Annotated in this window: 11 protein-coding genes; 5 read left to right on the top strand and 6 right to left on the bottom strand. The window is 60.3% G+C overall.

Annotated elements, in window-relative coordinates; genetic code table 11:
* Positions 1 to 43: 43 nt before the first annotated feature.
* Positions 44 to 577: a transcription/translation regulatory transformer protein RfaH gene (gene rfaH / locus FVV99_RS14255; RefSeq protein ID WP_148254749.1), complete on the bottom strand. Its 534-nt coding sequence runs from the start codon at positions 575 to 577 to the stop codon at positions 44 to 46.
* A 153-nt stretch (positions 578 to 730) separates the two neighbouring features.
* Here rfaH and FVV99_RS14250 point away from each other — a divergent pair, with 153 nt between their 5' ends.
* Complete coding sequence (locus tag FVV99_RS14250; protein WP_148254748.1) at positions 731 to 2,101, top strand: AmpG family muropeptide MFS transporter; 1,371 nt, start codon at positions 731 to 733, stop codon at positions 2,099 to 2,101.
* Position 2,102: 1 nt separating this feature from the next.
* Here the strand turns inward: FVV99_RS14250 and FVV99_RS14245 are convergent, their stop codons facing one another.
* Positions 2,103 to 3,926: a tetratricopeptide repeat protein gene (locus FVV99_RS14245; protein WP_148254822.1), complete on the bottom strand. Its 1,824-nt coding sequence runs from the start codon at positions 3,924 to 3,926 to the stop codon at positions 2,103 to 2,105.
* Between the two features lie 69 nt (positions 3,927 to 3,995).
* Positions 3,996 to 5,246 (bottom strand): ABC1 kinase family protein, encoded by a 1,251-nt coding sequence (locus tag FVV99_RS14240; protein WP_148254747.1) that lies wholly within the window; start codon positions 5,244 to 5,246, stop codon positions 3,996 to 3,998.
* A gap of 118 nt (positions 5,247 to 5,364) precedes the next feature.
* Between FVV99_RS14240 and FVV99_RS14235 the strand changes: the two genes are divergently transcribed.
* The 3 genes from FVV99_RS14235 to FVV99_RS14225 all read left to right on the top strand — a co-directional run bounded on the left by FVV99_RS14235 (position 5,365) and on the right by FVV99_RS14225 (position 8,653).
* On the top strand, positions 5,365 to 7,296 hold the full coding sequence (locus tag FVV99_RS14235) for a DNA topoisomerase III (protein ID WP_148254746.1): 1,932 nt from the start codon (positions 5,365 to 5,367) through the stop codon (positions 7,294 to 7,296).
* A 160-nt stretch (positions 7,297 to 7,456) separates the two neighbouring features.
* The gene (locus FVV99_RS14230) at positions 7,457 to 8,116 is read left to right on the top strand and encodes a peroxiredoxin (protein ID WP_148254745.1); all 660 of its coding nucleotides are present in this window, start codon (positions 7,457 to 7,459) and stop codon (positions 8,114 to 8,116) included.
* Positions 8,117 to 8,209: 93 nt separating this feature from the next.
* On the top strand, positions 8,210 to 8,653 hold the full coding sequence (locus tag FVV99_RS14225) for a DUF411 domain-containing protein (protein ID WP_148254744.1): 444 nt from the start codon (positions 8,210 to 8,212) through the stop codon (positions 8,651 to 8,653).
* On the opposite strand, the gene FVV99_RS14220 is transcribed toward FVV99_RS14225, so the two are convergent.
* Entirely contained in the window at positions 8,640 to 10,793 is a 2,154-nt protein-coding gene (locus tag FVV99_RS14220; protein WP_148254743.1) for a heavy metal translocating P-type ATPase, read from the bottom strand. The two genes, FVV99_RS14225 and FVV99_RS14220, sit on opposite strands and share 14 nt — an antisense overlap.
* A gap of 107 nt (positions 10,794 to 10,900) precedes the next feature.
* Here FVV99_RS14220 and FVV99_RS14215 point away from each other — a divergent pair, with 107 nt between their 5' ends.
* A complete protein-coding gene (locus tag FVV99_RS14215; RefSeq protein ID WP_148254742.1) occupies positions 10,901 to 11,362 on the top strand; it encodes a MerR family transcriptional regulator in 462 nt (153 codons plus the stop codon).
* Here FVV99_RS14215 and FVV99_RS14210 read toward each other — a convergent pair.
* Both FVV99_RS14210 and FVV99_RS14205 read right to left on the bottom strand, forming a co-directional pair.
* On the bottom strand, positions 11,356 to 12,753 hold the full coding sequence (locus tag FVV99_RS14210; RefSeq protein ID WP_148254741.1) for an ATP-binding protein: 1,398 nt from the start codon (positions 12,751 to 12,753) through the stop codon (positions 11,356 to 11,358). The two genes, FVV99_RS14215 and FVV99_RS14210, sit on opposite strands and share 7 nt — an antisense overlap.
* On the bottom strand, positions 12,750 to 13,412 hold the full coding sequence (locus FVV99_RS14205; RefSeq protein ID WP_148254740.1) for a response regulator: 663 nt from the start codon (positions 13,410 to 13,412) through the stop codon (positions 12,750 to 12,752). Before FVV99_RS14205 ends, FVV99_RS14210 begins: the two co-directional genes overlap by 4 nt.
* Positions 13,413 to 13,521 lie beyond the last annotated feature (109 nt).

Below are 13,521 nucleotides of genomic sequence, written 5' to 3'. Positions count from 1 at the left end.
CGCCGCGTTGATCTGCATCAAGAGTGCGAGAAGTCGTACTCCTTCATCGTCGCCGTAACTGAGAAATGGGCATTTCCAGGCGCTGCTGCTTGTGGAGCATGTTGAGTAGCACGATCGCGCGCTCTTCCCCCTTCTGCGACTGAAACACCGCCTGCAGATCCCGGAATGGCCCTTCCGTGATTTCCACGGCATCACCGGCACGGAAATAGACGTTGGCATCTTCGCCCCAGGTTCCCGCCGGATGTTCGCGTAGCATGTCGACCAAGGCATCATCCACCGCTAGCGGCTCGTCACCGAACGTCAAGAGTTTCAACACGCCGCGCGTGGAACGAATCGGTCGCCAATTGCTGGCCAATCTGTCCAGGCGGATGAACAGGTAGTACGGAAACAGCGGCTCGGCAATCCATGTCAGTTTCTGTCGGCGTTTCTTCTGCACTTCCAATACCGGATGGAAAACGTCATACCCCTGATTATCGAGGTGCTCCGTGGCACGGAAGGATTCTCCACCTTTGCATTGAATGACATACCAACGGGGGCGTGCATCGGCTTCGGACACACTCGTTTCAGGGTCGTGCATGATGCCGTTTCTCCACTGTCGATCCATGGGCCCCGGCACAGATGGGGCAAGAGATTGATGTTGCAGACAAGCTATCAAGCGCTATCTGGCTAGTTTACCATTGCCTCGCGCCGGTGTGCGCTTGCCTCCGTCTTCAGACTCGGGAGTTTCTTTATGAGGCCTACTGCCCAACGAAGTTGGCGTGAAGCATTGGTCATCTACTTGCGCCCCCCCGTCATCACCATGCTCTTTCTGGGATTCTCGGCCGGTCTTCCCTTCCTGTTGGTATTCTCCACCCTATCGGCCTGGCTGCGCAGCAGCGATGTAGAAGTCGCCGCCATCGGTTTTTTCTCCTGGATCGGCATTCTCTACTCGATCAAGTTTTTCTGGGCCCCCGTGGTCGACCGTCTGGCGCTACCGATCATGACCCGCGTTTTCGGGCAAAGGCGCGGCTGGATGCTGTGCGCCCAGGCCATGATCGCTGCCGGCCTGATCGGCCTCTCGAGTCTCGAGGCCCACTTGAATCTGACGCTGGTCGCTATCTTCGCCTTGCTGGTCGCCTTCGGCTCTGCGACACAAGACATCACCATCGATGCCTTCCGGATCGAGTCGGCGGAAGACGATGTCCAGGCTGCCATGGCATCGACCTATATCATTGGCTACCGTAGCGGGCTGTTGGCCGCCGGAGCCGGGGCACTCTACATCGCGGACCTGGTCTCGTGGGAGGTAGCCTATCTAAGCATGGCGGCCCTGGTCGGAGTCGGGGCGCTCACGGCTCTGGTGCGGCCGGAACCGCAACGCTCATCGTTGACGGTCCAACTCATCCACGAACCGCGTGTGCGTTCTTTCATCCGCAATAGCCGGGACAGACCGAAGCCTCTGCGCCGCCTGCAGGCCTGGGCCATCGGGGCCATCATCTGCCCTTTCACGGATTTCTTCACGCGTCATCGGCACAAGGCACTGTGGCTTCTCGTGTTCGTGGCCGTCTTTCGTATCAGTGACCTGTCGATGGCCGCCATGGCCAATCCACTCTACATCGACCTGGGCTTCTCGCTATCCACCATCGCCAATGTGACCAATGTCTTCGGCATCGCCATGAGCATCGGCGGCGGTATACTCGGCGGCCTGCTGGTCGCGCGCTATGGGATTGGTCCGATACTGATTCTGGGCGCCGGGATCGTGGCCGTAACCAATCTGCTGTTCGCGCTTCTGGCCGTCAGCGGTGCCAATACGCCCATGCTGGTGATGACCATCGTCGGTGACAATCTCTCCAATGGTCTGGCCAGTACCGTTTTCATCGCTTTTCTGTCCAGCCTGACGTCACGCGCCTACACCGCCACGCAGTATGCGCTGTTTTCGTCGCTGATGACGTTGCCCGGCAAGTTCATCGGCGGCTTTTCAGGCATAGTGGTAGATACTCAGGGATACGTCGCATTCTTCATACTGGCATCGCTGCTGGGTATTCCGGCCATCATACTGGCATGGCGTGTCCACCGTGACCGGGAATTGCTCCCCGCATCCTCGGCCAAGGCCGGCACTTCATGAGTTAGCGCTTACGCGCGTGACGCTGTGACGACAACCAGTCCAACGCTCCATGGCTATTGGCCCACTGATCCCGCATCAGGGTTCGGTACTGCCATGCCTCCGAGCGGCTGCCGGCGGCCGGCGCCTCACTGGATGTGTGAGGCGCGGGTTTAACGCTCTCGTCACAGAGAATATCCACCACATATGGGTTGATATGCATCGCTTGATCAAGCGCCTCCTTTGCCTCATCGCGCCGCTCGAGCCGAAACAGCGCCAGAACCCGCCCCATGATCACTCCCAACAGGGGCGTGTCGCCGGTTGGCTCACTGACTTCCAGCGCTTGATGATTGCGATCGGCACGCAACAATTGATCGAGCACCAATTCTCTCAGGCCCAGCTGGTCGTGGCGGTCCAGCGTCAGCAAGTGCTCGGCCAGACGACGGGAGTGCTCTCGTGCGCCACGTTCCATGCCAACGACCAGCGCCAGCCCGGCCCGTAGCAAGACCGCATTGTCGGCCGGTTCCCAGGCAAAATCCGTAGCCCCATCGTCGGCTAGTTGGGCAAGCCAGCGTTCGAGACGCAATGCCAGGGGTTCGAACAGGCTCGGCGCCATCCAAGGCAAACTACCGAATCGGCGGGTCATCGCTAATGCCAGATCCTGCAGGACACGCGGTGAGTCCAGCCATTCCGGATGCGTACACAGCTCCCTTAGCCAGGTATCGGCATGTGGCCAGGGGTCCGCCTCGAAACCCAGTGCCGACTCTTCGTCGACCCGTACCTGAAAATGTTCGAACCAGGCGGCATGTAACGACGCTTCTCGCTCACTGGCCTGGTACTCGTATTCACCATCCTTGATGTGGTGGAATCGCAGACGCGGCGCCGTCGGCAGAACCTCCAGCAATGCCTGAAGCGCCGCCAGGGGTTCCGCCAGGTCCTCTTCGGCATTGACCATTTGTTCGGCCAGCGTGGCTTCCGGATTGTCAGCCAAGTCCCCCAGGAACTCGAGCTGCTCCGGATCGAGTTCACCTTGACGCGCCAACCGACGAAACCAGAAACGCGCCCTCTCCTTGGCCTCTTCAACATTACCTTCGTGTAGCAGCAGCATGGCCTCGATATAGGCCAGCGTGGGCGAGTCGGGCAATGCCTGTTGTGCACGCACGAACGCTTGCCTGGCGCCAGCCAGATCATCGTTGTCGAGATGCATCAGGCATAACCGCTCCAGCGCGACGCCACGCAGAAACATTGGGCCGCGTTCGAGAACGGCATCAAGCAGCGCCGTACGCTTTCGGTGAAAGCCACGTTCGTGATAGAGGTCGACCAGCAACTCGAATGCCGGCTCGGACTGTTCGGGCAGTGCCGACCAGTCGCTTTGGTCGAACAGCGCTTCGAGCATCTGTTGTGCGCGGCCACGCTGACCGCTTTCCGCAGCGATCAGGCCGGCCTCGAGCAGCGCCTGGGCTGGTGCACGACCGCTACGGAGCGCCGCCTTGAGCGTTTCTCCCTTCCATTCACGCAGTGACAGCATCCACATCAAGTGGTCGGGAATCGGTCCAGGCAGGGTCACCGTCCCGCAGCAATCTCGGGTCGGCCGGCCGGAGTCGCACCAGCAAGGCTCGTGACTGCCGGGACGTGCCAGCGGTTCACAAGCGAAGTCGAGGCGTTCCAGCGGCGTCTGCGACCAGAGCTCCGGTGCCAGAGCTTGCGCCATGGCCAGATCACCACCGATATACCGCACGCCGTCCTCACGGGCCCAGGCAATCAAGGCCGGATAATATTCGTCGTCGCGGATCGCATCGAGTGCACCCGACGCAAATCCCAACAATTGTTCCACCCATGCTGCCAGCATCGCAATCTCCGCCCAGAAACGGCCCCATCCTACCATGCCGCCGATACCGGCCTCACCCAGCACAGTGATTTACCGTCGTTTTCTTGCCCATGCCAACAACGGCTGCGTACGCGCCTGCATATCCAGCCGTGCCCCCAACCGTACCAGATTCCAGTAATGCCCATTGAGGGTACGAGACAGCAACAAGGTATCGGCAGGTGGTTGTAGCCGATCCAGCGCTGCCCAGACACGCGGACTGAGTTCCCGCAACCGCCGGTGCACCCTGACATCACTAAAATCCTGGACGCCGGGTTGGAACAGTGGCGCCACCGCTTCGGCGGATTCCTGGTAGAGCGCCAGCGGGGCGCCTTCTCCCTGGCGTCCGCCCAACGACACCAACGCAGCCTCCATCGCCATGGGATCGTTGGCCAGCGTGGCGTCGAGCAGTTCGAGCATGACCGCCAACCGAGCTGGCGGTACGGGAATCACCGCCCCCAGGTCATAGACGACCAGCCTGTTCCGTTCATCACAGGCGAAGTTTCCCGCATGCGGATCGGCATGGAGTTCACCATGGGTGAAGAGCTCCTCGGTCAGCCAGTCGGCCAGGGATGCGGCGATGACTTGTCGCCGTACGTCCGGTTCCGACTCCAAATCTCGCAACGGGATGCCGTCGATGTACTGCATGGCCAGTACCCGTGGCGTGCACAAGTCATGGCGTGGAGCCGGTATCACCACCCAGTCGTGGCCGGCATACCGCTGCCGATAGCGTTCCAATGATTGCGCTTCTGCGCGATAGTCCAACTCATTACGCAAACTATCAGCCAGCTCCTCGAACAAGGCATCCAGACGAACCTGCGGCACGCGCAACCAGCGCCCCAAACGCATCATTCGCTTGACCTGCGCCAGATCGCTCTCCAGCACATCCACCAGGCCCGGGTACTGTACCTTGAGCACCAACGTATCGCCGTCAAGGGTGGTTGCCTTGTGAACCTGGCCCATCGAGGCGCTGGCAAACGGCGTGGTCTCGATGTGAGCGAATACTGCATCCAGCGGCCCGTACTCGGCGACGAGTGTCGCGCGAATCCGGGACCATGGCATGGGGGCCGCCTGACGTTGCAGTCGGGCCAGTTCATCGGCGAGGTCCGGTGGCAGCAAGTCGTCCCATTGAGCCATGATCTGCGCCAGTTTCATGGCAGGTCCCTTGAGCTCAGACAACCCCTCGAACAGCGCCTCTCCCAGAGCACGCCAGTTCGTCTCGCCTCCCATGCGAGTCTTGAGCATGGCGCCCCCCGTTCGGGCACCCAACCCGAGTAACCGGCGAGTTCTGCCTCGCTCACGCATGACCATCTCCTTGCTTGGCGTAAAACAGTACATTACCTGTACAGTTTTCGATGAGAGTACACCTGGCCAACGACCTTGGATACTGTAAAGATATCCACCTCAACCCGAGGGAGTGCTCATGCGATTGATCATCGCTGAAAAACCCAGTCTGGCCCGTGCCATTGCCGATGCGCTTCCGGGAAGTGCAACGCGCTCGGAGGGGGCTATCAGCGTCGGCGATACCACCGTGACGTGGTGTCTGGGCCATTTGCTGGAACAGTCCCCGCCGGAAGCCTATGATCCGGCTTACAAGCAGTGGCGTCTCGACCACCTCCCTATTCTTCCCTGCCAGTGGCAACTGACACCTCGCGCCAAGGCACGCGGTCAACTGAAAATCATCCAACGGTGGCTGAAGCAAGCCTCACGCGTCATCCATGCCGGCGATCCTGACCGAGAGGGTCAATTACTGGTCCAGGAAGTCATCGACCATCTGGGCTGGCGTGGTCCGGTCGAACGTTTGTTGATCAGCGACCTCAACCGGCCGGCCGTGGCGAAGGCCCTGTCGGCTCTCCGCGACAATGCCGACTTTCAAGCGTTGCATCGAGCCGCCGAGGCACGCGCTCGCGCCGACTGGTTATACGGTATCAACCTGACACGGGCCTGGACGCTGGTCGGGCGTCAAGCCGGCCATGATGGCGTCTTTTCCGTCGGTCGTGTACAGACCCCGGTACTCGGCTTGGTCGTACGCCGCGACAACGAAATCAATGCCTTCCAACCCTACCCATTCCATGTCCTTTGGGTGGACCTGGCCGTCGAACACGGTCAACTCCGCGCCTGGTGGCAACCCGGGGCTGACCATTCCCTGGATGATCAGGGGCGCTTGCTGAAAAGAGGTCCGGCCGATGCCCTGGCCTCCCGACTCCCGGGGGCCAGCGGTCGGTTGACCGAGCTCGACACGCAGCACCGCCGACAGAATGCCCCCCTGCCATACTCACTGTCGGCCTTGCAGGTCGATGCCGCCCGACGCTATAAACTCTCGGCCAAAGCGGTCCTGGACACATGCCAACGTCTCTACGAGCACCACAAGCTGATTACGTACCCGCGCAGTGATTGCCGTTATTTGCCCGAGCAACATCTCGCTACTGCCCGGACAACGCTACATGGCGCCTGTCAGGGCGACGACACCCTGACTGCCTGGCTTGGCAGCGCAGAGTTTCATCGCCGTTCCCGCGCCTGGAACGACAAGAAAGTCGGTGCGCACCACGCCCTCGCCCCCACCGGTAAACCAGTCGATGCCTGCCGATTGACCACCGTCGAAGCAAACGTCTACCGGTTGATCGTGCGCAATGTCCTGGCTCAGTTCTACCCAGCGCTGGAATTCAATGAGGTCAAGGCTCGCTTCATCCTCCTCGATGAAGCCTTCGACGCTCAAGGACGCGACATCCTCGTCCCAGGCTGGAAGCCCCTGTTCACTACACGTGACGACGCTCCCGCTCTCCCCACACTGACGAAGGGCGAAACGGCCCGTGTGACCGGCCAGGATGTGGAAGATCGCGAAACCCGTCCACCGGACCCATTCACCGATGCCAGTTTGATCAAGGCGATGATGAACATTGCCCGTTACGTCGAGGATCGGGATGTCAAACGCACGCTGCGCGATACCGATGGGTTGGGTACCGAGGCAACGCGTGCCAGTATCCTCGAAACCCTGCTGGAACGTGGCTATCTGGCCCGCCAGGGCAGCGCCCTGCGTGCCACGCGTACCGGTCACGCATTGATTCGTGCACTGCCGGAGGCAGCCAGCCGACCAGAACGTACGGCCATATGGGAGCAACGCCTGACGGGCATTGCCAACCAGGAAGATTCGCCGACCCGGTTTCTGGAGGGACTGATCGAGGACGTGCGTGAACTGCTGGGCACCGCCGATGCGACACGGGTACGCGATGCCTTGGCCAGTGCTCAGGGTGTCGAACCCACCCAACCCCGCAAGGCATCGAAACGACGGCGCGCCCGCCGGTCCAACTCGAATTCGCAGCGCACCAGACGTTCACAGCGGACTCGCAAACCATGACCGCCAGTCACGATAAATTCGATCACCGAGGGTTGCTAACGACCGCTAGCGTCCCAATAGTTTATAGTCAGGCTGTATTGACAATGAGACATGCACGGGTTGGCCCCTCGGTTACCCGACATGTCACCCGGACCACCCACTCACACAAGGGGGTTTAACGATGAGCCTTAGAATCGGCGATACTGCTCCGGACTTCACTGCAGAAACCACGCAAGGCAAACTGAATTTCCACGAATGGATTGGTGACGACTGGTGCGTTCTCTTCTCGCATCCCAAGGACTTCACGCCGGTGTGCACCACCGAGTTGGGCTATATGGCCAAGTTGAAGCCCGAATTCGACAAGCGTAACACCAAGATCATCGGCCTGTCGGTGGATCCCGTCGACAACCATGCGGCCTGGTCGAAGGATATCGAGGAAACGCAAGGGACCGCCCCCAACTATCCCATGATCGGCGACAGCCAACTGGAAGTCGCCAAGCTTTATGACATGTTGCCGGCCGATCTTGATGGCAGTGCGGAGGGGCGTACCCCGGCGGATAACGCGACCGTACGATCGGTCTTCCTCATCGGTCCGGACAAGAAGGTCAAGGCGATGCTCGTCTATCCCATGACGTCCGGGCGCGATTTCAACGAGGTGTTGCGTCTGCTGGATTCCGTTCAGTTAACGGCCAAGCACACTGTGGCCACGCCGGTTAACTGGCAACCAGGGGAAGATGTCATCATTCCCCCGTCGGTCAGCGACGAAGAAGCGCAGAAGAAATACCCGGAAGGCTACAAGACACTCAAGCCGTATTTGCGTACGGTCAAACAACCATCGTGATCGTCGATGGCGCGATGGCTCGATAAGCCGTCTTGTTGGATAGTCCGTCCCGTACCCGCCAGGGTACGGGACGCTCATGTACATGGGGGAATCATGACAGCGAGATTCACGGCGCTCTTGGCGTCGACGGTCGTGTCCATTGGTGCGCTTCAGGCACATGCCGATGCCGTGCCTGACGAAGCCAAGCTATACAAGTCACCAGCATGCGGCTGCTGCGACGGTTATGCCGACCACCTCGAGTCAAAAGGCATCGACGTCGAAGTGATCGATACCGACAATCTGCATCAGATCAAACAACAGGCAGGATTGCCTTACGGAGAAGGTGCTTGCCACACCATGGAGATGGGGAGCTACGTCATCGAAGGCCATGTGCCATTCGCCGCTATCGACAAGCTGTTCGAGACAATGCCGGATATCGATGGCATCAGCCTGGCAGGCATGCCCATAGGGACGCCCGGCATGCCTGGCATCCAGGAAGAACCCTATGAAGTCAAAAGCTTCACGGACCGGGAAGCGTCGCCCTTCATGACGCTGTAGTCTCGAAGCGATAGGCCAATAACCGCATGGCATTGAGCGTCACCAGGACGGTGGCGCCAGTATCGGCCATGACGGCGATCCACATGCCCGTTATGCCGAGCATCGTGGTAACCAGAAAGATCGCCTTGAAGCCCAGTGCCAGAGCGACATTGGTCTTCACATTGCGTAGCGTGGCGCGAGACAGGCCGACCAGTTCGGCGATACCGCCAACCCGGTTGCGGAGCAGTGCAGCATCGGCCGTTTCCAGAGCCACGTCGGTTCCCCCCCCCATGGCGATCCCCACGTCCGCCGCCGCCAGTGCAGGCGCATCATTGATGCCATCCCCCACCTTTCCGATCGGCCCACGACCGGCGGCTTGCCATTCATCTATCCGCCGGGCCTTGTCTTCCGGCAGCAAACCGGCATGCGTTTCGATACCCAAGGCTCCTCCGATCGCCGCTGCCGTTCGTGGATTGTCTCCTGTCAGCATGACGACCCTCAGACCTAATCGGGACAGCGCCGCTAGCCCTTCACCCGCATCCTCGCGTGGTTCGTCACGTACGGCGATGGCCCCAATCGGCTGCTCTCCGTCCAACAGCACGGTCACGGATTTTCCGGCACTTTCCAGTTGGGTGAGGCGTTCGCTTATCACCGCATGCGAGCGGAGAATTTCCTTGGCCATCTGAGGACTGATCAAGCGTAAGTCTCGCCCCTCGACACGGCCGCCCACACCATGCTCGGACAGCGCATGAGCCTCCTGTACAGCAGGTACGTCGACCGTCTCCTCACCAGCCCGATCGACAATGGCGGTAGCTATCGGATGGCTGCTGTCACGCTCCAGCGCGGCTGCCAGACGCAGTACCTCGTCATCACTGACCGAAAACCCGCAGATATCCGTTACCTGAGGTGTGCCCTCGGTCAATGTGCCGGTCTTGTCCAGAGCCACGATCTTTAGCGTTCCGAGCATTTCCAGAACCGCTCCGCCCTTGATCAACAAACCTCGACGAGCCCCGGAAGAGAGCCCCGCAGCGATGGCTGCCGGGGTCGATATCACCAGGGCGCAGGGGCAAGCGATCAACAACAGTGCCAGTGCCCGATACACGGACTCGGACCAGGCCAGCCCCACGACCCAGGGGGGCACGATGGCAACGAGCACGGCAACACCCACCACGGCCGGCATGTAATAACGCGCAAACCGGTCAATGAATCGAGCGACCGGCGCTTTGGCGTCTTGTGCCTCTTCTACAAGGCGAATGATTCTAGCGATCGTATTGTCCGTAGCGCTTCGCGTCACTTCGACCGTAAGTACCGCCCCCAGGTTGACAGTGCCCGCGAAGACGTCATCTCCCGGCCGCTTTTCGCAGGGCACGGATTCGCCGCTGACCGGCGATTCATCGAGACTGGACGCTCCTTCGAGAATACTGCCGTCACAAGGCATCCGGTCACCGGGACGGACGACGACGCGATCGCCAGGTACCAACGAGTCGGCGGCAACGTCACGTACCTCCCCCGAGTCCAGTAACCGAGCCGTCGATGGCGTAAGATCGGCCAAGGCGGAAATACTGCGACGAGCACGTGAGGAAGCGACGCCTTCCAGCAACTCGCCGACCGCGAACAGGAAAACCACCACGGCCGCTTCGGCCGCAGCATCGATGAGCAATGCACCCAATGCGGCTACGCTCATCAAGGCTTCAATGGTAAACACGTTCCCCAGCCGCAGGGACTGCCAGGCGGCTTTGGCGATCGGTACCAGACCGACCAGGGTTGCCACGACGAATGGCCAACGCCCCAGAACGGGCAGCAGCCACTCCAGTACGACCGCGATGACCAGTAGCAAACCGCTCGCCAGCACTAAACGTCCTTTAGCCGTCTGCCACCAGCGTGATGCCGTCGGGTTGGCCTGACGCTCCCGCTGCTCCTGATCCGATATGACGCCGTACCCGAGCCCCCGAATGGCCTCGACTATGGTGTGATTGGCCGGTCGACTGACGGTTGGGGTGACAATGACGGTACCGGCCGTCACATTGGCAGAGACATCACTGACCCCGGCGATTCTCGACACGGCGGTTTCGATTTTTGTCGCGCATCCCGGACAATCCATGCCTTCCACACGGAACCTGATAACCTCCTGAGTCGAGGCCTCGTGCGATACATTCGCCATTGGTAGACACTCCTGAGCCCTTGCCTTTGCCTAGGTGTTAAGCGCAGCATAATTCCTATAGTCACTAGAGGTTCAAGTGGAGAGGTCGAAGCCGAGGAGATACGCCAATGTCGAACGTCACCTCATCCGGCATGAGTATCGGCACACTCGCCGAGCGGGCCCAATGCAAGGTACAAACGATACGCTACTATGAACAGATCGGCCTGTTACCTGCGGCCATACGAAACGAGGGGAATCAGCGTCGCTATGGCGAGGATGCCGTCAAACGCTTGACATTCATTCGTCATGCTCGCGATTTTGGCTTTTCCGTGGAGTCGGTCCGCGAATTGCTCGAGATGGCCGACCATCCGGACATGCCCTGTGATGAAGCCGATGCCCTGGCGAGACACCATCTGCGCGAGGTCGAGGCGCGCCTGGCGAGGCTCGCGGCGCTTCGCGATGAATTGCGCCGCATGGTGACACAATGCCAGGGCGGCTCCGTGGATGAATGCCGAGTCATCGAAGTGCTCAGCGATCACCAACTATGCTTGCACGACGAGCCGCACGGCGGGGCGCAGGATATTCATTGAGCCTGCTGAGGCACCCAGTCCAGACGGGCTTCGAGTCCTCCCCGCTCCCGATTGCCGAGACTCAGACGAACGCGTTGTCGTCTGGCCAATTCGACGACGATGGATAATCCCAGGCCGCTGCCCTGGATGCGTTGCCTGGATACGCGCCGAAAGCGCTCGGTCACGGCCTCCAGCAACGCCTCCGGTATCCCCGGACCGGTGTCACGAATTGCCAGCCAGGGGTGCCCCTGATCCTCACCCCACACCACCTCGACGGTGCCTCCCGCCGGCGTATATCGCAGGGCGTTGTCGAGCAGGTTGCGTATCAGGATGCCCAGCTCGGTTACATCTCCCTGCACGGTCAGACGTGGTGAATCGGCTACCTGCAGCGTCTGATCATGCGCTTCCGCCAGCGGCCAGAGTTCAGCCGCCAACTCCATGACCAGTGCCGGCAAATCGACCGACGTAAGCGGTCTCCCGTCATGGCTATCCAGCCGTGCCAGGGTCAACAATTGCTCCACCACGCGTTGCAACCGTTCAATTCCGCCATATGCCTTGTGCAAGGCGTCATGTTCACCGGCAATGGCATTGTCCAGCTGGATCTTCAGTGCGGCTAGCGGTGTGCGAAGCTCGTGCGCAGCATCGGCCGTGAAGCGCCGCTCTCGTTCCAGAGCCGCTTCGAGACGAATGATGAAACCATTGACCGAGTCCCTGAGCGCCCGCAGTTCGCCGGGCACCACTGTCTGGATCGTGCTCATATCCCGCGCATTGCGTGCCTGCACCTGGTTGGAAAGTGTCGTAATGGGGCGCAAGCCGCGCCGAATGATGCGCGTCATGATCCATAGCAGCAGCGGCAACAGAATGGCCATCGGTATCAGGTGATTGAGCGTCACCCGCGCCACCAGCGCCTGCTGGAAATCCTGGCGAATACCGATACGCAGCCAAAAGCCGCTCTCGGCATCGAAAAGGCTGAGTACCCGCCACTCGCTGCCTTCATGAGTCAGCCATTCGTAACCTTCACTCGCGGGAGGGGGCGGAGGCGACGCATGCCAGCCGCCGCCATGTAGACGTGGCTCGCCGCCATCCTCCCAAATGCCGATGGCCAATTTGCGCTCCTCATGGTGATAGAGCGTGGCCTGTTCCCGGGAGGTCGGTTGCTCTTCGCCATCGCGGTAAAATCTGGCGGGCTGGTCCGGCTGGTGCAACCGTTCGACGATAGGGGCGAGATCGTCCGACGTCATGCCGGGAGCCAGTAGCCCCGAGACGATTCGACCGCTCAATCCCAGTTCGGCATCGAGCATGTTCTCCAGTTCATGGTCGGTGATCACATAGGCAGCGGTTACGGTCACCAACGTCACGATCACGAAGACCAATGCCAGGGTACGGGAGAGATAGCGCTGAATAGAAATCATGTCGCCTGGCTATCCAAGCGATAACCGATACCGCGAACGGTCACGATCAACGATTTGCCAAGTTTCTTGCGCAAGTGATGTACATGCACTTCCAGGGCATTGGATTCAAGTTCTTCGCCCCATCCATAGAGAAGACTCTCCAGTCGCGGACGGGGCAACACCTGGTCGTGATGCCGCGCCAACTCCAGCAGCAAGGCAAACTCACGCCGCCCCAAACTGATTTCCTGCCCGTACCAGATCACTCGATGACTCGCTTCATCGATCGACAGGTTGCCCAGCTCGAGCCGCTGCGATGCCCTGCCTTCGGCACGCCGGGTAATCACTCGCAGCCTGGCCAGCAACTCCTGCAGATCGAAAGGCTTCATGACATAGTCGTCGGCCCCCGAATCGAGCCCACGAATGCGTGCATCGACGGTATCGCGGGCGGTCAGGATCAAGATCGGCAGGCCACTGAGACGGCGCATCTCGGTCAATACCTCAATGCCATCGATATCCGGTAACCCCAGATCCAGCACCACCAGCGAAAACGCTTCCGTGCGTAGCGCAGCCAAGGCATCGCATCCATGCGTCATCCAATCGACGGCATACCCCTCACGCAACAACGCCGATTTTATGCCATCGCCCAACAAGGGGTCGTCCTCAACCAGCAATACCCGCATGTCACTCCCTCATTATTCTGCGACATTCCGCCGAGTCCGGTAGAGGTTTGCGATGCCGCTGGCCATGCCCTTCGAGGCTTAAGCCTGTGTTAAGGAAAGCATGAAATAC

Source organism: Aidingimonas lacisalsi, assembly GCF_008079445.1.
In the GTDB taxonomy this organism is placed as follows: domain Bacteria; phylum Pseudomonadota; class Gammaproteobacteria; order Pseudomonadales; family Halomonadaceae; genus Aidingimonas; species Aidingimonas lacisalsi.
Note: the sequence above shows the minus strand (reverse complement) of the source record. Positions and strands in the feature narration are given on the sequence as shown.

Coding starts and splice junctions, on each gene's coding strand:
- FVV99_RS14215 (WP_148254742.1), top strand. CDS start 10,901: ATGTCGAACGTCACCTCATCCGGCATGAGTATCGGCACACTCGCCGAG.
- rfaH (WP_148254749.1), bottom strand. CDS start 577: ATGCACGACCCTGAAACGAGTGTGTCCGAAGCCGATGCACGCCCCCGT.
- FVV99_RS14230 (WP_148254745.1), top strand. CDS start 7,457: ATGAGCCTTAGAATCGGCGATACTGCTCCGGACTTCACTGCAGAAACC.
- FVV99_RS14250 (WP_148254748.1), top strand. CDS start 731: ATGAGGCCTACTGCCCAACGAAGTTGGCGTGAAGCATTGGTCATCTAC.
- FVV99_RS14205 (WP_148254740.1), bottom strand. CDS start 13,412: ATGCGGGTATTGCTGGTTGAGGACGACCCCTTGTTGGGCGATGGCATA.
- FVV99_RS14240 (WP_148254747.1), bottom strand. CDS start 5,246: ATGCGTGAGCGAGGCAGAACTCGCCGGTTACTCGGGTTGGGTGCCCGA.
- FVV99_RS14245 (WP_148254822.1), bottom strand. CDS start 3,926: ATGCTGGCAGCATGGGTGGAACAATTGTTGGGATTTGCGTCGGGTGCA.
- FVV99_RS14220 (WP_148254743.1), bottom strand. CDS start 10,793: ATGGCGAATGTATCGCACGAGGCCTCGACTCAGGAGGTTATCAGGTTC.
- FVV99_RS14210 (WP_148254741.1), bottom strand. CDS start 12,753: ATGATTTCTATTCAGCGCTATCTCTCCCGTACCCTGGCATTGGTCTTC.
- FVV99_RS14225 (WP_148254744.1), top strand. CDS start 8,210: ATGACAGCGAGATTCACGGCGCTCTTGGCGTCGACGGTCGTGTCCATT.
- FVV99_RS14235 (WP_148254746.1), top strand. CDS start 5,365: ATGCGATTGATCATCGCTGAAAAACCCAGTCTGGCCCGTGCCATTGCC.